Genomic DNA, 17865 nt, shown 5'->3' with positions numbered 1-17865 from the left:
CGTGGGGAGAAGGAAGTCGAAGCGCCTTGACGATCCACGAGAGCACCGAGATGGGGACCGGTTCGAGCACGCGATCGCCACTACTGGACCGCCTGCTGGACGGCACGCCGTACGCGCTCGCGTTCGGTGGCCAGGGCGCGCAGTGGTTGCGTGAGCTGGAGGAGATCGCGCGCGACGGCGCGCTGGAGGACGATCTGACCGGCCTGGTCAACGAGGCTGCCGCGCTGCTGGAGCCGGTGGCCGAGCGGCTGCTGGTGGTCCGGCCGAGCGGTTTCGATCCGATGGGCTGGATGCTCGAGGACGAGCTGGAGGCCGAGGATTCGGCCGCCCCGTCGGATGCGGTGCTGCGTTCGGCCGCCGTATCCATGCCGGGTGTGCTGCTGGCGCAGCTGGCCGCCACCCGTGCGCTGCGTTTGCAGGGCCTCGATCCGGCCGCCACACCGCCGTGTTCGGTGATCGGGCATTCACAGGGCCTGCTGGCGGCCGCGGCGATCGGCGCCGGTGGACAGCGTGATGTGGAACTGCTGGCCATTGCGCAGCTGGTAGGTGCGGCAGCCGGGCTCGTGGCGCGCCGCCGTGGTCTGATGCCGGTCGGGGAGCGCTCGCCCATGGTCGCGGTATCCAATGTCGACCCGGTGCAGCTGCGCGAACTCGTCGACGAGGTCTCCGCGGGCGTGGATCCGGCGGTGGCGCCGGTCATTTCGATCCGCAACGGGCGGCGCCGGGTAGTGCTCTCCGGTGCGCCTGCCCAGTTGGACCGGGTTCGCGAGCGCTGCGCCCGGCTGCACGAGGAGCAGAACCGCGACCGGGAGGCGAAGGTTCGCGGCGGTGCGGTGTTCGCACCGGTCTTCGAGGACATCGCGGTGGATGTCGGATTCCACCACCCGGCGTTGGCGGAGACCGTGGAGCTGGTGACCGGCTGGGCGCGGCAGTGTGGTCTCGACGCCGACCTTGCCGGCAAACTGGCCGATCAGGTCCTGGTCCAGCCGATCGACTGGGTCGGCACCGTGGACGGTGTGATCGCGGCGGGAGCCGAGTGGATTCTGGATCTGGGGCCCGGTGACCTGCTGACCCGGGTGACCGCGGGCACGATCAAGGGGACCGGCGTCGGCGTGCTGGCCGCCGCTACCCGGCCGGGTCAGCGCAGCCTGCTCACCCCGGGTGCGGCACCGGAGCCGAACACGCCGTGGTCGGCGTTCGCGCCCCAGCCGATCCGGCTGCCCAACGGCCGCGTCGTGGTCGAGACCGCGTTCACCAAACTCACCGGACGTTCGCCGATCCTGCTCGCCGGGATGACCCCGACCACCGTGGACGCCAAGATCGTCGCCGCCGCGGCGAATGCGGGCCACTGGGCGGAGCTGGCCGGCGGCGGCCAGGTCACCGAGCAGATCTTCACCGACCGGATCGACGAGTTGAAGCAGCTGCTGCAGCCCGGCCGGGCCGTGCAGTTCAACTCGTTGTTCCTGGACCCGTACCTGTGGAAGCTGCAGCTCGGCGGCAAGCGGCTGGTGCAGAAGGCCCGCGCGGCGGGTGCGCCGATCGACGGCGTCGTGGTCACCGCGGGTATTCCGGAGCTCGACGAGGCGGTCGCGCTGATCGAGGAGCTCACCGAGGCGGGCATCGCCCACGTCGCGTTCAAACCGGGCACCGTCGCGCAGATCCGCGCGGTGCTGCGGATCGCCGACGAGGTGCCGGACTACCCGGTGATCATGCACGTCGAGGGCGGCAAGGCGGGTGGCCACCACTCCTGGGAGGACCTCGACGATCTGCTGCTCACCACCTATGCGGAGCTGCGGGCCCGGGCCAACGTGGTGGTATGTGTCGGCGGCGGAATCGGCACCCCGGAACGTGCCACCGAATACCTCACGGGCACTTGGTCGGCCGCGCACGGCTACCCGGCGATGCCGCTGGACGGCGTCCTGGTGGGCACCGCTGCCATGGCGACGCTGGAAGCCACCACGGCCCCCGAGGTGAAGCAGCTGCTGGTCGACACCCCCGGCACCCCGGACTGGGTCGGCGCAGGTACTGCCACCGGCGGCATGGCATCGGGTCGCAGTCAGCTGGGCGCCGACATCCACGAGATCGACAACGCGGCTTCGCGCACCGGCCGGCTGCTCGACGAGGTCGCCGGTGACGCCGATGCCGTCGCCGCCCGCCGGGACGAGATCATCGAGGCCCTGGACGGCACCGCGAAGCCGTACTTCGGTGATGTCGCCACCATGACCTACGAGGACTGGCTGCAGCGTTACGTGGAGCTGGCGGTCGGCCTGGACCGGCGCAAGGACTTCGACTGCGGTGCCGATGTCGGCGAGGCGATCCGGGACGCGGCGAAGTCGACCTGGCTCGACATCACCTGGCGGGACCGGTTCGCCGAGATGGTCCGCCGCGCCGAGGCCCGGCTGCATCCGGCCGACGACGGCGAGGTCCCGACGCTGTTCCCGGACGACGCCGCCTTCGAACGCCCGGTGGACGCCCTCTGCGCGCTGCGGGCCGCATACCCCGCGGTCGCCGAGACCGTGCTGCACCCGGCCGACGTGCCGTTCTTCATCTCACTGTGCAAGACCCCCGGCAAGCCGGTGAACTTCGTGCCGGTCATCGACGGCGACGTCCGGCGCTGGTGGCGTTCGGATTCGCTGTGGCAGGCCCATGACCCGCGATACTCGGCCGACCAGGTGTGCGTCATCCCGGGCACGGTCTCGGTCGCCGGCATCACCCGCGTCGACGAGCCGGTCGGTGAGCTCCTCGACCGGTTCGAACAGGACACCGCCTACTCCCTGGTCCGTGCGGGTGTGGTTCCGGCGCCCGTGGATTCGCGCCGGGTAGCCGGTGTGGCGGCCGGTCCGATCAATACCGTGCTCGCGGCGCCCGATGTACAGTGGGCCGGCCGCACCACCGTCAACCCGGTGCACCGGCTCGGCGACCCGGGCGAGTGGACCGTCGACACCACCGGTGCCGTGCACCCGCCCAGTGGGGCGACACTGACCGAAACCACCGGACCGGAAGCCGAATTCAGCTACCTGGAGCTCACCGTCCCGCTGTTGGGCCGGGATGTCGTCCGGATCCGGATCACCGTCCCCGTCAGCGTGTACAGCGGCGGCGCCCCGGTGATCACCGAAACCGATGCCGCCGAGGCGATGTCGGCGCTGCTCGCGGTGGCCGCCGGGCAGTCGCTGCCCGAGGTCAAGAATGACGCCGCGCACGTCAACCTGGCCTGGACCCCGGATCTGATCGCGGACCACGCCGGGGTGTCCGGCAGCGGTCTGCCGGCGGAGCTGAGCACCCTCGGCCGCACGGCACCCGATGTGCTGGTGGGCGCCTGCTGGCCGGCGGTGTTCGCGGTGCTGGGCGCAGCACGCAGCGACCGCGGTACGACCGTGATCGAGGGCATGCTGGACCTGGTCCACCTGGATCACCGCATCGAACTGCTGCGGGAACTGCCCGATCACACCAGCATCCTGGTGGTGCGCGCCGAATCCGGTGCGGTCGTCGACACCGATCTCGGCCGGGTGGTCGAGGTGCAAGTCACCGTCGGCGAGATGCGGGATCAAGGTCTGGAGGTCGTACCGCTGGCCCGCCTGGTCGAGCGGTTCGCCATCCGCGGCCGCACCGGCGCCGGTGAACTCACCGATCCGCCGGTCGCCGGCGGCACCCTGTCCGAGCAGGCGGCCGACACCCCGCGCCGACGCCGCCGCGACCTCCGGATGCAGGCGCCGCGCGCGATGCACGCGTTCGCCGCCGTCTCGGGTGATCACAACCCGATCCACACCTGCACCGCCGCCGCCCGCCTGGCCGGGCTGGGTGCGCCGATCGTGCACGGGATGTGGTTGTCCGCCGCCGCCCAGCACGCGGTGTCGGCGGTCGAAACCGGCGCCACGGTGCCCGCCCGCACTGTCACCGCCTGGACCACGCGCTTCCTCGGCATGGTGCGTCCCGGCGCGCAGATCGACGTGCGGGTGGAACGGATCGCGGTGGACGCCGGCGACGAGATCGTCGAGGTCTCCTGCCGGGTCGAGGGCGACCTGGTGATGACCGCGACGGGGCGCACCGCCGCCCCGAAGACCGTGTACGCCTTCCCGGGCCAGGGAATCCAGCGCAAGGGGATGGGGCTGGATGCGCTGACCCGTTCGAAGGCCGCCAAGCAGATCTGGGAGCGCGCCGATGCGCACACCCGCGAAGCGCTCGGTTTCTCGATCCTGGCGGTGGTGCGCGACAACCCCACCCATCTGCGGGCCCGCGGTGTCGACCACCGGCATCCCGACGGGGTGCTGCACCTGACCCAGTTCACTCAGGTGGCCATGGCCACGCTGGGTGTCGCACAGGTCGCCGAACTGCGGGAAGCCGGTGCCTTCGTCGAGGGCGCCATGCTGGCCGGACACTCCGTCGGCGAATACAACGCGCTCGCCGCCGTCGCCGGGGTGCTGCCCCTGGAGGCGGTCCTGGAGGTGGTGTTCCAGCGCGGTTCGGCCATGCACGAGCTGGTGCCGCGGGATGCCCGGGGCCGCAGCGACTACCGGATGGCCGCCATCCGTCCGTCGCAGATCGGCCTGCCCGACGACGAGGTGATCGGCTTCGTCGCCGGAATCTCCGAGACCACCGGCGAATTCCTCGAGGTGGTGAACCTGAACCTGCGCGGCTCGCAGTACGCGATCGCGGGCACGGTCGCCGGGCTTGCGGCCCTGGAAGCCGAGATCGACCGCCGTCGCGCGGAATTCGGTGGCAAGCGGGCATTCATTCTGGTGCCCGGTATCGACGTGCCGTTCCACTCCACGGTGCTGCGTGACGGGGTGCCGGAGTTCCGGCACAAGCTCGAACAGCTGCTGCCCGCCGAAATCGATCCCGAGGTCCTGGTCGGCCGCTACATTCCGAACCTGGTGCCGCGGCCGTTCAACCTGGAGCGGGCGTTCCTCACCGAGATCGCGGATCTGGTGCCGTCGGAGCCGCTGCGTGCGGTGCTGGCCGATTTCGAGTCCTGGACCGACCGGCCGGCCGAACTGTGCCGGGTGGTCCTGATCGAGTTGCTGGCCTGGCAGTTCGCCAGCCCGGTTCGCTGGATCGAGACCCAGGACCTGCTGTTCACCGATGTGGATCAGGGTGGACTCGGTGTCGAGCGGTTCGTCGAGATCGGTCTCGGCGCCACCCCGACGGTGGCCAACCTCGCCGCGCAGACGCTGAAGCTGCCCGGCTTCGGGACCGACCCGGTGGAGGTGCTCAACATCGAGCGCGACGCCGCGGTGGTGTACGCCACCGACACCGATCCGGCCCCGGTCGACGATATCGACGAAGTGCCGGAAGAGGCTCCGGCCGCGGCCGCTCCGGCGGCCGCTGCGCCGGCCGCCGCTCCCGTCACCACTGGTGGCCCCCGGCCGGACGACATCGCCTTCACCGCCGCCGATGCCACCCGGGTGCTGATCGCGCTGTGGACCAAGCTGCGGCTCGACCAGATCGGCCCGGTAGACACCATCGAGGGCCTGTGCGACGGCGTCTCCTCGCGGCGTAACCAGCTGCTGGTCGACCTCGGCGCCGAACTGTCGCTGGGCGCCATCGACGGTGCCGCCGACGCCGATATGGGCGCCCTGGCCGCCACGGTCGACCGGCTGGCCCGCACCTACAAGCCGTTCGGCTCGGTGCTCACCGACGCCATCGGCGACCACCTGCGGAAGGTGTTCGGCCCGTCCGGTAAGCGGCCCGCGGCCGTCACCGACCGGGTCGAGAAGGTGTGGGAGCTGGGCCCCGGCTGGGCCAGCCATGTGCTGGCCGAGGTGTCGCTCGGCACCCGGGAAGGCGCCAGTGTCCGGGGCGGCGACCTCGGCGGACTGGTGCCGGGTGCGCTGAGCGACGGCGCCGCAGTGGATTCCGCCATCGACGCCGCCGTCCAGGCGGTCGCCGGGCGGCGCGGGATCACCGTGGCCCTGCCGGCCACCGGCGGCGGCGCCGGCGGCACCGTCGACGCCGCAGCGCTCGGCGAATTCACCGAGCAGATCACCGGCCCCGAAGGCGTGCTCGCCACCACCGCCCGCACCCTGCTCGAGCAGCTCGGGCTGGCCGAGCAGGCCTCGGCGCCGGAGGCGACCGCCGACGATCTGGCCGATCTGGTCGCCGCCGAACTCGGCAGCGACTGGCGGCGCACCGTCGCCCCGGCCTTCGACGCCCGCCGCGCGGTCCTCATCGACGACCGCTGGGCCACCGCCCGCGAGGACCTGGCCACCATGTGGCTCGGCGACGACGCCGAGACCGGCAAGCTCCCGCTGGACGGCTACATCGGCGCCGGTGCCGCAGTGGCCGCGCAGGCGAACTGGTGGCGCCGCCGCGCCATGCACGAGGCCCGTTCCGTGCTGGCCGGAGTCTACGAACAGATCGCCGCCTCGGCCCTGGACAGCACCGAGGGCCCTTGGTCTGCGGACGTCGCGGTGATCACCGGTGCCGGCAAGGGTTCGATCGCGGCCGCCGCGGCCGGAAAGCTGCTGGCCGGCGGTGCCACCGTGGTGCTCACCACCTCCTCGCTGAACGACGAGAAGCTGCGCATGTACCGGAAGCTCTACCGCGAGCACGCCCGGCACGGTGCGGTGCTCTGGGTGGTGCCCGCCAACATGGCCTCCTACCAGGATCTCGACGCCCTGATCGACTGGATCGGAAGCGAGCAGACCGATACCGCCGGCGGTGCGAAGGTCAAGATCAAGGATGCGCTCACGCCGACTCTGCTGCTGCCGTTCGCAGCCCCGCGGGTCGCGGGCGATCTCAGCGACGCGGGTGCCCGCGCCGAGCTGGAGATGCGGGTGCTGCTGTGGTCGGTGGAACGCCTGATCGGCGGACTGTCCGCGCTCGGTGCCGACCACGATGTGGACGCGAAACTGCATGTGGTGCTGCCCGGTTCCCCGAACCGCGGCCTGTTCGGCGGTGACGGCGCCTACGGCGAGGCCAAGGCCGCCCTCGATGCGGTGGTCACTCGCTGGCGGGCCGAGAAGTCCTGGTCCGCGCGGGTCACCATGGTGCACGCGCTGATCGGCTGGGTGCGCGGCACCGGGCTGATGGGACACAACGATCCGATGGTCGAGGCCGTCGAGAAGGCCGGTGTACACACCTGGTCCACCACCGAGATGGCCGACGAACTGCTCAAGTGGTGCACCGCCCGGGCCCGCCAGGTCACCACGGACGGCCCGCAGCAGATCGACCTCACCGGCGGGCTGGCACGCGCCAAGCTGAACCTGGCCGAGCTGGCCGAACAGGCCCGGCAGGATGCCGCCGCGGCCGAGGACGATACGGACGAGCCCGCCGCGACCGTCGCGGCACTGCCCGCCCCGCCGATGCTCCGTTCGGACCGGCCGGAACCGGAATGGGGTGAGGTGACCGCCGATCCGGCCGATATGGTCGTCATCGTCGGCGCCGCGGAACTGGGACCGTACGGATCGTCGCGGACCCGGTTCGAGATCGAGGTCGAAGACCGGCTCTCCGCAGCCGGTGTGCTGGAGCTGGCCTGGACCACCGGCATGGTGGTGTGGGAGAACGACCCGAAGCCCGGCTGGTACGACACCGAATCCGGCGAATTCGTACCGGAATCCGAGCTGGCCCAGCGCTACCACGACGCCGTGGTGGAACGCTGCGGCGTCCGCCGCTACGCCGACGACGGCCCGATGACCGACAATTCGGCGCCACTGCTCACCTCGGTGTTCCTGGATCGGGACCTGACCTTCACAGTCAGCGGCGAAGCCGAGGCCCGCGCCTTCCACACCGCCGACCCGGAGCACACGGTCATCGCGCCGCTGCCGGACGGGGCGGAATGGAGCGTCACTCGCAAGGCGGGCACCGAGATCCGGGTACCGCGGCAGACCAAGCTCACCCGCACCGTCGGCGGCCAGATCCCGACCGGCTGGGATCCGACCGTCTGGGGTATCTCGGCGGACATGGCGTCCTCGATCGACCGGGTGGCGCTGTGGAACATCGCCTGCACCGTCGACGCATTCGTCGGTGCCGGATTCAGCCCCGCCGAGCTGATGAACTGGGTGCACCCCAGCCTGGTCGCCAACACCCAGGGCACCGGTATGGGCGGTATGACGTCGATGCGCTCGCTGCACATCGACAACCTGCTCGGTGAATCCCGGCCGAACGACATCCTGCAGGAAGCGCTGCCGAATGTGGCGCTGGCGCATGTGGTGCAGTCCTACGTCGGCAGCTACGGCGCCATGGTGCATCCGGTCGCGGCCTGCGCCACCGCCGCGGTGTCGGTGGAGGAAGGTGTTGACAAGATCCGGCTCGGCAAGGCCGAAGTCGTGGTGGCCGGCGGATACGACGACCTGGGGATCGAAGGCATCGTCGGCTTCGGCGACATGTCCGCCACCGCCGACTCGGCCGCCATGAGCGCCAAGGGGATCAGCGATCGCTACTTCTCCCGCGCCAACGACCGTCGGCGCGGCGGCTTCGTCGAATCCCAGGGGGGCGGCACCGTGCTGCTCGCCCGAGGTGACGTCGCCGCGGCGCTCGGCCTGCCGGTGCGTGGCGTGGTGGCCTTCGCGCAGTCGTTCGCCGACGGCGTGCACACCTCCATCCCGGCACCCGGACTCGGCGCGCTCGGGGCGGGCCGTGGCGGCGCCGAATCACGGCTGGCGCGGGAACTGCGCACCCTCGGTGTCGGCGCCGACGACATCTCGGTGATCTCCAAGCACGACACCTCCACGGCCGCAAACGATCCCAACGAGTCGGAACTGCACGAGCGGCTGGCCGGTGCGCTCGGGCGGGAGGCCGGGGCACCGCTGTTCGTGGTGTCGCAGAAGACCCTCACCGGGCACGCCAAGGGCGGTGCGGCCGCCTTCCAGCTGATCGGCCTGTGCCAGGTTTTGGAATCCGGTGTGGTGCCGCCGAACCGCAGTCTGGACTGCGTGGACGAGAAGATGCAGGACTACCCGCATCTGGTGTGGGCCCGGGAGCCGTTGCGGTTCGGCGAGCGGTTCCCGCTCAAGGCCGGTCTGGTGACCTCGCTCGGCTTCGGCCACGTATCCGGACTGATTGCGGTCGTGCACCCGCAGGCATTCCTGGCCGCACTGGATCCGCAGCAGCGCGCCGAATACCGGCAGCGGGCCGATCAGCGCATGCTGACCGGGCGGCAGCGGCTGGCCGAGGCGATGTGCGGCGGTGCACCGCTGTACGAGCGGCCCGCCGACCGCCGGCTCGGCGGCGACGGTACCCCCGCGGCCGAGGTGCGGCAGCTGGAAGCCGATGTGCTGCTGTCGCCGCAGGCCCGGCTCGGCGCCGACGGTGCCTACCTGGCCGATGGACGGGGTTGCGGCACCGGTTCGTTCGCGCAGGGCCCGGCGCCCACCGCCTGACCGGTCACCGGACGTCCGACCCGGGTGCGGCCCGGCACCATTCACTTCGGTGCCGGGCCGCGTTGCCGTCACCCGTCCGACGCCGCCGGGGGAAAACCGATAGCCGCGCTGTGCAGGGTCGGCGTCCGGGCCACGTCCAGGACTTGCCGTTTGTGACACTTTCTCCCGACAAGTGCCCGATCGGCGGCTTCGGGCAGCGACAGTGTCCGAGAACGGCAACCGCGGTCTACCGAATGGTGCCGACCCGATATGCGCGTGTCCCGCTGCCGGGAGCCGTAGGCTCCGGTGCTGTGACAATCCTCGGAATCGGTCTCGACCTGGTGACCATCTCGGAGTTCAGCGAACAGCTGCAGCGTGCCGGAACCACCATGCTCCGGGAGAGCTTCACCGCGGGGGAGCGCCGCTACTGCCAGAGCAAGGGCACCGACCCGGCGCGCAGCTTCGCGGCGCGGTGGGCGGCGAAGGAAGCCGTGCTCAAGGCCTGGGCGACCTCACGGTTCGCCCGCCGTCCGCAGATCGGGGACAACCCGTACCCGCTGATCGAGGTCGTGAACGACGCCTGGGGCCGGCCCAGCATCAAGCTGCACGGCCTGGCGGCCGAATTCCTGCCCCGGGTCCGGGTGCACCTGTCGCTGACCCACGACGGCGACACCGCCGCCGCCATGGTCGTACTGGAGGACCCCGGCGAGCTGGCCGACCTGATCGAGGGCCGGACCCCGGAAGCCTGACTCAGGTCTCGCTCGCGGTGCGGGACTCCTTCTCCGCCACCTGCAGATACGCCAGCATCAGCCGCTTCAGTTCGGCGACGGCCTCGTCACCGGCCTGCTCGTCCTGTACGGAGAAGTTCAGCATCGAGTAGACGACGTGCACCAGCACCTCGGCCATCATGGTGCGCCGGGCGCGTGGCGTGCGCGGCGTGAGCGGGCGCAGCATCTGCGAGACGACCTCGGCGAACTCCTTCTGGTGGATGGCGCCGGTGGCCCGCGTCGACGGAGTGGACTGCATCGCCAGCCACACCTCCCGCCGGGACGGGTCCGAGGTCCACAGCCGGGCCAGGTGATCGACGAACTGGTTCATGTGCCGCAACCAGTGCAGGGAGGGGATCTCGCCGTGGAAATCGGCCAGCTCCTGAGAGACGGCGACGAGATCCTGCCGGTTCAGTTCGCAGACGATGACGTACTTGTTCGCGAAGAACTGGTACAGGGTGCCGATCGGCACCTCGGCGCGGGCCGCGACCTCTTCGCAGGTGAACGACTCGAATCCCACCTCGACCAGCAGTTCCCGGGATGCCTGGAGCAGCGCGTCGAACTTGCGCTTGCTGCGTTCCTGGGTCGGCCGCTTGCGCGGCATCAGTTCCTGCGGGTCGGCCTGCATCTCCAACGCAGGATCGGGTCGACGCTGCTGGGATCCGGCCTGCGTTTGTACCTCCACCCATCCAGGCTAGCTGCACCGACACGCGGGCGACACGCGCACGGGACATGCGTGTTCCGATTTGTGGGACAAAAGGACCCATCCGGGTGTCGATCGGTGTCGAATCATCAAATGAGCGCGCGTGCATTCGCGCGCAGATCCGACCGTGTCCGCCGGCCTCGGGTCCGGCGGTGTTCCAGCGAGTCGGGTCGTGCCCGATCGCGGCCGGCGCGCGCCGCGGCCGCACCGGCGATCGGGTGTCTGATCGGTTTCGCCCCGAATGCGGTGCGCTCGGCCAGGTGCCGCCCGGTGGCCCCGTCGCGTTTCCCGGACGGGCCCGATCGGCCGGGGTTTTTCGTGAGCTCGGAGTCGGTACCCGCGTGGCCCGTGCCGCGCGGTTCGCACACGGAAGGCAATGGTTGTGGTTCGTGGATCTGTGGTGGTAACCCTCGGCGTCAGCACCCAGCGCGGCGCCGTGCACGCGGTCGCACTCGCCGAACGGGGTGAGTCGCTGGCCGAACGCCTGGTGGTGCGCCGCGCCGTGCGCACTGCCGGCGACAGCCGGGAGGAGACCGCCGGTGCGGTCCGTTCCGCACTCGACATCGTCGCCGCCGAACTGGGGCCGGAGGACGAGATCGCCGGTGTGGCAGTGGCGTACCGGGATGCGGCGGAGCGCCGGGCCATCGTGACCGGCCTGGCCACCAGCCCCTGGCGCACAGCCTCCCTGGTTTCGGGCCGCTCGGCGCACCTGTACGTCGCCGGCGCCATGAGCTGGCTGCAGGAGTTCGACAATCTGCTGCTGTGCGAGGTGGTGCCCGGCCACCAGGCGCTCACGCTCGTGGATGCCGCTCGCAGCCGGGTGTTGGCGGCCTGCACCCAACCCGGTTCGCCCACGCCCGAATCGCTCGACGCCGCGGTCACCGCGACCTGGGAGCAGTTGGAAGCGGCGTCGGTCCGGCCCGATGCCGTCGTCCTGCTCGGCAGTTCCGCCGATGCTCCGGCCGTCCGGGAGGCCGTTGCCGGGTTCGGTGCCCCCGTGGTCCCGTGCCGGATCGCCGGGTTCGCGCCGGCCACCGGTGCCGCACTGGTCGCCCTGGGGGACATGGCCGAGCCGGCCCCGGAGCCCGGCGGCAGTAACCATCGCCGGGGCGCCGCGGTGCTCGCGGCCGCGGCGAGCGTGCTGGCAGGTGGCCTGGTCACCGGTGGCGTGCTCGCACTCGACACCTCGGACGAGGTCGGCGCCACCGCGTCGGCCCGGAACACCGATGAGGGCGCCGATCCGGGTGCTGCACCGCGCGCCCGGGACATCGTCGACACCGGCTCGGCCACCGGCGGCATCGGGTCCGGCAGCGGGCTGCGGGTCGAACCCGGAAGTCCGTTCGATTCGTCCGCGCCGGTCGCCGATACGGTCGACCCGAACCCGCAACAGGCCGACCCCGGCCGGTTCCCGCTGCAGTACCCGACCCAGCTGTGGGGCGATGCACCCCAGGAAGAACCCCTGCCGCTTGTGCCGTTCGACGAGGCGAGCGTCGACCCCGTCCCGGCCGCCGTGCAGACCATGCCCGGTTCCGGTATTCCACTCCAGGCCGGCGCCCCGGCTCCGGTGTCACCGGAACAGCCCGAGGAGCCGACCGACTCGACACTGCCCGCCGCAGTGCGCTGATTCGGGAGCGGCGCGTATTCGACCGGCAGCACCTACGATCAACACGCTGACGGCCGGGCGCGCCGCCGAACCTCGGCAGCGCGCCCGGCCGAGGGGCGTTCGGGTGCCCTGGGGCGCCTTGTCCGGGCGCCCGTCGATCGCACGCCCGCGGGAGGCTAGACCGACAGGTCGCGGCGCAGCTTCGCGACGTGGCCGGTCGCCCGCACGTTGTACTGGGCCACCTCGATCACACCCTGTTCGTCGACCAGGAACGTCGACCGGATCACCCCGGTCACCGTCTTGCCGTACATCTTCTTCTCGCCGAACGCACCCCATGCAGTGAGCACGGTGCGGTCCGGATCGGACAGCAGCGGGAAGGTGAGCTTTTCGGCGTCGCGGAACTTGGCGAGCTTGGCCGGCTTGTCGGGCGAGATGCCGAGCACGTCGATGCCCGCCTCACCCAGTTCGGCCAGGTTGTCCCGGAAATCGCAGGCCTGCTTGGTGCAGCCCGGGGTGCTCGCCGCCGGGTAGAAGTAGACGATCACCTTGCGGCCGCGGTAATCCGACAGCGAGACCTCGTTGCCGTCGGCGTCGGGCAAGGTGAAATCGGGGGCGGGATCGCCGGGGGCGAGTCGATGATTGTCGGTCATCGGACGAATGTAGCGTGGACAGCCAGGAGGCGGGATGGACGCCCAGCGGTTCGGCTGCGGACCCGGATAGACTCGGGCGAGCCCGGCCCGGTGCGCTCAGCGGCCGCGGAGGACAGATCCGATTCCGGGGCCCTACCTGCCGCGGTGCGGCACAGATTCTGGAGGTGACGGTGGCAAAAGACGAGACCGAGCAGATCCAGCGGGAGATCGAACTCGCGCGGACCCGGTTGGCGAGCACGCTCGACGAATTGGCCGTGCGGGCCGATCCGCAGAAGATCGCCGACGACACCAAGTCGGCGGTGGTCGCGAAATTCAACGAGCCGAAGGTGAAGTACACGCTCGTCGGCGCGGGTGCGCTGGTCGCCGGTCTGGTGCTGGTGAAGATGTTCCGTCGCTGACGGGGAGAAAAAGAACACCCGATGCGGAAGGAACCGCATCGGGTGTTTTCGTGTTCTCGGCCGTCACACGGTCGGGCAGGCCAGCCCGTCGCCGTCCGGATCCAGGTGCGGGGAGAACCCGGGCTCGCCGCGGAACAGCGGCGCGCGGCCCGCGGCGTAGACTTCGTCGCAGCTGGCGAACGACTCGCCCGCGGAACCCGATGCCGACCCGGACTGGGCCAGGTTCGCCGAACCCGAGTTCATCAGGAGGTTGTCGATGGTGGACGAGCCGGAGCCGGCCGAACCGGTGGGCAGCGGGTTGGCCAGTGCGGCCGGGGCCGCGAACAGGGTCAACCCCGCGGCAGCGGCGCTGATGGTGAGCCGACGAACGTTCATGTGTTCCTCTGTGTGATGAGTACTTGCCGTTACGGACGGCGCCCGGAACCCCGACAGCCAACGGGCGCGGAGTTTACTGTCGTGTCGAGGCGGATGTTTGTCAACCGATTCGATCGAATTCCGGGCCGTTCCTCATTCACCCAAACGGCGTCCTGAAATGTGTTCCGCGGGGATTGATCCCATTCGCCCGGCTTCGAAGTCCTCGATCGCCCGGATGATCTCCGCCTTGGTGTTCATCACGAACGGTCCGTATTGCACGACCGGCTCCCGCAGCGGTTTGCCGCCGAGCAGCAGGACCTCCAGATCGCCGGTGTCGGTGTGCTGCCGGGCATCGGCGGTGAGGGAGATCGCCGCACCCGGCCCGAACACCGCCAGTTGCCCGGCACCGATCGGGCGGCCTTCGGCGCCGACCCTGCCGCTGCCGGCCAGGACGTAGGCCAGCGCGGTGAACTCGCCCGGCCAACTGGTCTCGAGCCGCCCGTCCGGGCTGATCGAGGCGTGCGCGTAGGTGATCGGGGTGACCGTCGACCCCGGTCCGGCGAATCCGGCCAGGTCACCGGCGATGAGCCGGACCAGTGCGCTGCCGTCGTGCGAGCTGACCAGGGTCAGTTCGTTGCTGCGCAGGTCCTGGTAGCGAGGCGTGGCGAATTTCATCGCGCGCGGCAGGTTCACCCACAACTGGATGCCGTGGAAGGTGCCGCCCGCGATCACCAGCTCCTCGGCCGGCAATTCGTCGTGCAGGATTCCCGACCCCGCGGTCATCCACTGGGTGTCGCCCTCCGCGATGGTGCCGCCCCCGCCGTGCGAGTCGTGGTGCACCATGATCCCGTCCAGCATGTAGGTGACGGTCTCGAAACCGCGGTGCGGATGCCACGGTGCGCCCTTCGCCTCGTACGGCTCGTAGGCGACCGGACCCATCTGATCCAGCAGGATGAACGGGTCGGCGCTGCGCAGGTCCAGGCTGGGGAACGGGCGGGTCACCTCGAACCCGGCGCCCTCGCGCTGCCGTTGTGCAGTGACGATGCGGTCCACCGGCCGCTGCCGTTCGGTCACGTCCGGGCGGGGCAGGCGGGGCAGAACCATGATGTCGTCGACGGTGATGGCGGGCATGAGCACCTCCTCGGGGCGTTGGTGTCCATGTCAACCAAATCGGTACTAGGATCATTCCCGTGGTCCGATGGCTCAGCGACGAGGAACAACGAACCTGGCAGGCCTATATCCGGCTGCGGCAGCGCCTCGATGCCGAACTCGCCGCCGGACTGGCCGAGGACGGCCTGTCCATATCCGATTACGAGCTGCTGGTGCCGCTCGCTGCTGCCGAGGCGGGCTGCCTGCGCGCCAAGGATCTCGCCGCCCAGGTGTGCTGGGACAAGAGCCGGCTGTCCAAACACCTTGCTCGGATGGCGCGGCGCGGACTCGTCGAACGGCGGACCGCCGGTGACGATGCACGCGGGGTCACCGTCTCGCTCACCGTGGCCGGTCGCCGTGCTCTGGAGCTCGCGGCGCCACGTCATGTCGAGCTGGTCCGGGGGCAGTTCATCGACCGGCTCAGTCCCGAGGAAGCCGCAGCATTGCGTTCCATCGCGGAGAAGGTGAGCGGTTAGCCGGTTGTGCACGGTGCCGGGCTCCCCGTTCCGCGCGGCGCTGTACCTCGACCATCGCGAGTCCGCTAACGTGCAGGCCCCGCCGACCGATATGCCCCGCGGCCCGCGCCTGCCCGCGGCCCGCGCCGAACCACGACCGGAAGAAGGACGATGCCCCTAGCACCGCTGAACGGGATCCAGATCAACTACGACGTCACCGGCTCCGGTCCGCTGGTCGTGATGATCATGGGCTCCGCCAGTCCCGGTCGCGTATGGAAGACATACCAGGTCCCGGCCCTGGTCCGGGCAGGCTACCGGGTCGCTACCTTCGACAATCGCGGTATCGCCCCCTCCACCGAATCGGCCACCGGCATCACCATGGCCGACCTCGTCGCCGACACCGCCGCTCTCATCGAGCACCTGGGCGGCCCCGCCCACGTCGTCGGCACCTCCATGGGTGCCCGGATCACCGCCGAACTCGCCCTGGCCCGCCCCGACCTGCTCGACAAGGCTGTCATGATGGCCGCAACCGCCCGCCCCGACCCGGTGGCGAGCGCCCTCAGCCGCGGCCAGCAAGCCCTCATCGACAAGGGCATCACCCTGCCGCCCGAATACTCCGCCGCCGTCAAGGCCATGCAGAACCTCTCCCCGCACACCCTCGCCGACCCCGCCAAGGCCCAGGAATGGCTCGACATCTTCGAGTTCTCCGCCGGCAGCGGCACCCCCGGCATCCGCGCCCAACTCGCCATGGACCGCTCCGCCGACCGCCGCACCGCCTACACCAGGATCAAGGTCCCCAGCCTCGTCATCGGCTTCGCCGACGACCAGCTGACCCCGATCCGATACGGGCGCGAAGTGGCCGAGGCAATTCCCGGGGCGACATTCGTGAAGATCGACCGGACGGGGCATTACGGGTACATCGAGCGGCCGGATGAGGTTAATCGGGCGATCTTGGGGTTCTTCAACAGTTGAGGAGGTGGTGTGTGGAGTATCGTGGTGGGGGCTGGGCGAAAGTGAATGAGATTTCGCTTGGGTGGTTGTGAACCGGTTGGTCAGGAAGTGCTCCCCGCGGTGGATGAGTCCATGGCGTTCGAGGTTGCTATCGTCGGCAGCGGAGGCCCCGCGACAGCGGCGATGTGCTCGGTGACAGCGACCAGCAGGACAGCATTGGAGTCGCTGTGCAGTGGTCATTCTCGCGACCTGCCGACATACGGATTGCCGGAGTCGCGGCACCCGGAAGCGCTGCGACGTCTCGATCGTCCACGGCCTCACCACCACCGGCACCTACAAGCCTCAATGAAGCGCAGCGCCCGGAAGCGCTGCGACGAAGTCCCACCCGAACCAGCGCATAGTGCGCTGCCGGACGCCTCAATGAAGCGCAGCGCCCGGAAGCGCTGCGACGCCGCGGCCCGCGCGATCGGCAGCGCGTCGCGCAGGCCTCAATGAAGCGCAGCGCCCGGAAGCGCTGCGACTGGCTCGACTCCGGGCCACAGCCAAGGCCGCTACCGGAGGCCTCAATGAAGCGCAGCGCCCGGAAGCGCTGCGACACACAAGCTCCCCGAACCGTCGGCCATCATCGGCGGCCGGCCTCAATGAAGCGCAGCGCCCGGAAGCGCTGCGACCCACCGTCACCGGCACGCCGTAGTCCACCGCCAGGGTCGAGCCTCAATGAAGCGCAGCGCCCGGAAGCGCTGCGACTGACCGGGGCGCGGGGCGGCGCCTCGGTGCCGGTCGGCATGCCTCAATGAAGCGCAGCGCCCGGAAGCGCTGCGACTGGCACCAGCGCGCCGCCCAGCAGCTGGCCCGCCGCCTCGGGCCTCAATGAAGCGCAGCGCCCGGAAGCGCTGCGACCCTGTCTAGCCGTGACTAGCCTGCCGTATGCTACAGGCCTCAATGAAGCGCAGCGCCCGGAAGCGCTGCGACCGCGACGACCGCGCGGCGTGGGCTCACGGTCATTCGCCTCAATGAAGCGCAGCGCCCGGAAGCGCTGCGACCACGCCCCCCGTGCGTAGCCGTAGGACTCCCTACCATGGCCTCAATGAAGCGCAGCGCCCGGAAGCGCTGCGACTTGTTCGTCGCGGCGGCGGGCGGCGGTCTCGTAGGCGGTGCCTCAATGAAGCGCAGCGCCCGGAAGCGCTGCGACTCTTTGGTGTAGGCGCCGGTCGGCCACACCGAACTGAAGCCTCAATGAAGCGCAGCGCCCGGAAGCGCTGCGACGGAACAACAGAACGCCGAACAACACCCGGTCGGTCGCTACTGCCTCAATGAAGCGCAGCGCCCGGAAGCGCTGCGACTGTCGTCTTCGGCCACGTTTCCTCCATCGGGATACGCCTCAATGAAGCGCAGCGCCCGGAAGCGCTGCGACTTCCCCTCTACCGAGCGGGCAGCCTGGATAGCCTTCTTGGCCTCAATGAAGCGCAGCGCCCGGAAGCGCTGCGACCGTGGGCGCTCGTTCCATCTGGTGCCGCCCGGACCGACGGCCTGCCTCAA

The 17865-nt window shown here is 70.3% G+C and carries 10 protein-coding genes and 1 CRISPR repeat array (1 of these 11 only partly in view); of the genes, 6 read left to right on the top strand and 4 right to left on the bottom strand.

Features of this window, described 5'->3' with window-relative positions:
* Window positions 1-50 precede the first annotated feature (50 nt).
* Together AC1HFH_RS21135 and acpS are read left to right on the top strand one after the other, a co-directional pair.
* Window positions 51-9317: a fatty acid synthase subunit beta domain-containing protein gene (locus AC1HFH_RS21135; RefSeq protein ID WP_480247928.1), complete on the top strand. Its 9267-nt coding sequence runs from the start codon at window positions 51-53 to the stop codon at window positions 9315-9317.
* A 290-nt stretch (window positions 9318-9607) separates the two neighbouring features.
* Window positions 9608-10045 carry a holo-ACP synthase AcpS gene (gene acpS, locus AC1HFH_RS21130; protein WP_480244522.1) on the top strand — a complete coding sequence of 146 codons (438 nt, stop codon included), beginning with the start codon at window positions 9608-9610 and terminating at the stop codon, window positions 10043-10045.
* 1 nt (window position 10046) lies between these two features.
* Here acpS and AC1HFH_RS21125 read toward each other — a convergent pair whose 3' ends face one another.
* Complete coding sequence (locus AC1HFH_RS21125) at window positions 10047-10691, bottom strand: TetR/AcrR family transcriptional regulator (protein WP_480247927.1); 645 nt, start codon at window positions 10689-10691, stop codon at window positions 10047-10049.
* A 457-nt stretch (window positions 10692-11148) separates the two neighbouring features.
* Between AC1HFH_RS21125 and AC1HFH_RS21120 the strand changes: the two genes are divergently transcribed.
* The gene (locus tag AC1HFH_RS21120; RefSeq protein ID WP_480244521.1) at window positions 11149-12390 is read left to right on the top strand and encodes a DUF7159 family protein; all 1242 of its coding nucleotides are present in this window, start codon (window positions 11149-11151) and stop codon (window positions 12388-12390) included.
* A gap of 155 nt (window positions 12391-12545) precedes the next feature.
* On the opposite strand, the gene bcp is transcribed toward AC1HFH_RS21120, so the two are convergent.
* Window positions 12546-13019, bottom strand: coding sequence for a thioredoxin-dependent thiol peroxidase (bcp, locus tag AC1HFH_RS21115; protein ID WP_480244520.1), 474 nt, complete (start codon window positions 13017-13019; stop codon window positions 12546-12548).
* A gap of 170 nt (window positions 13020-13189) precedes the next feature.
* On the opposite strand from bcp, the gene AC1HFH_RS21110 reads away from it, so the two are divergent.
* Window positions 13190-13417 carry a DUF3618 domain-containing protein gene (locus AC1HFH_RS21110; RefSeq protein ID WP_480244519.1) on the top strand — a complete coding sequence of 76 codons (228 nt, stop codon included), beginning with the start codon at window positions 13190-13192 and terminating at the stop codon, window positions 13415-13417.
* A gap of 63 nt (window positions 13418-13480) precedes the next feature.
* On the opposite strand, the gene AC1HFH_RS21105 is transcribed toward AC1HFH_RS21110, so the two are convergent.
* Together AC1HFH_RS21105 and AC1HFH_RS21100 are read right to left on the bottom strand one after the other, a co-directional pair.
* Window positions 13481-13792, bottom strand: coding sequence for an excalibur calcium-binding domain-containing protein (locus AC1HFH_RS21105; RefSeq protein ID WP_480244518.1), 312 nt, complete (start codon window positions 13790-13792; stop codon window positions 13481-13483).
* A 132-nt stretch (window positions 13793-13924) separates the two neighbouring features.
* On the bottom strand, window positions 13925-14902 hold the full coding sequence (locus tag AC1HFH_RS21100) for a pirin family protein (protein WP_480244517.1): 978 nt from the start codon (window positions 14900-14902) through the stop codon (window positions 13925-13927).
* Between the two features lie 59 nt (window positions 14903-14961).
* Between AC1HFH_RS21100 and AC1HFH_RS21095 the strand changes: the two genes are divergently transcribed.
* Both AC1HFH_RS21095 and AC1HFH_RS21090 read left to right on the top strand, forming a co-directional pair.
* Window positions 14962-15396, top strand: a complete 435-nt coding sequence (locus AC1HFH_RS21095) for a MarR family winged helix-turn-helix transcriptional regulator (protein WP_480244516.1) — start codon at window positions 14962-14964, stop codon at window positions 15394-15396.
* Window positions 15397-15546: 150 nt separating this feature from the next.
* Window positions 15547-16347, top strand: coding sequence for an alpha/beta fold hydrolase (locus tag AC1HFH_RS21090; protein WP_480244515.1), 801 nt, complete (start codon window positions 15547-15549; stop codon window positions 16345-16347).
* 318 nt (window positions 16348-16665) lie between these two features.
* A CRISPR array of direct repeats spans window positions 16666-17865; the repeat unit is 36 nt; unit sequence GCCTCAATGAAGCGCAGCGCCCGGAAGCGCTGCGAC; it runs 255 nt beyond the window's last position.

It is taken from the genome of Nocardia sp. KT25-26, assembly GCF_056627695.1.
Note: the sequence above shows the minus strand (reverse complement) of the source record. Positions and strands in the feature narration are given on the sequence as shown.

What these genes read in the sequence shown, in the direction of transcription:
- AC1HFH_RS21125 (WP_480247927.1), bottom strand. Translation starts at nt 10,691, where the DNA reads ATGCAGGCCGACCCGCAGGAACTGATGCCGCGCAAGCGGCCGACCCAG.
- AC1HFH_RS21100 (WP_480244517.1), bottom strand. Translation starts at nt 14,902, where the DNA reads ATGCCCGCCATCACCGTCGACGACATCATGGTTCTGCCCCGCCTGCCC.
- bcp (WP_480244520.1), bottom strand. Translation starts at nt 13,019, where the DNA reads ATGACCGACAATCATCGACTCGCCCCCGGCGATCCCGCCCCCGATTTC.
- AC1HFH_RS21090 (WP_480244515.1), top strand. Translation starts at nt 15,547, where the DNA reads ATGCCCCTAGCACCGCTGAACGGGATCCAGATCAACTACGACGTCACC.
- AC1HFH_RS21135 (WP_480247928.1), top strand. Translation starts at nt 51, where the DNA reads ATGGGGACCGGTTCGAGCACGCGATCGCCACTACTGGACCGCCTGCTG.
- AC1HFH_RS21105 (WP_480244518.1), bottom strand. Translation starts at nt 13,792, where the DNA reads ATGAACGTTCGTCGGCTCACCATCAGCGCCGCTGCCGCGGGGTTGACC.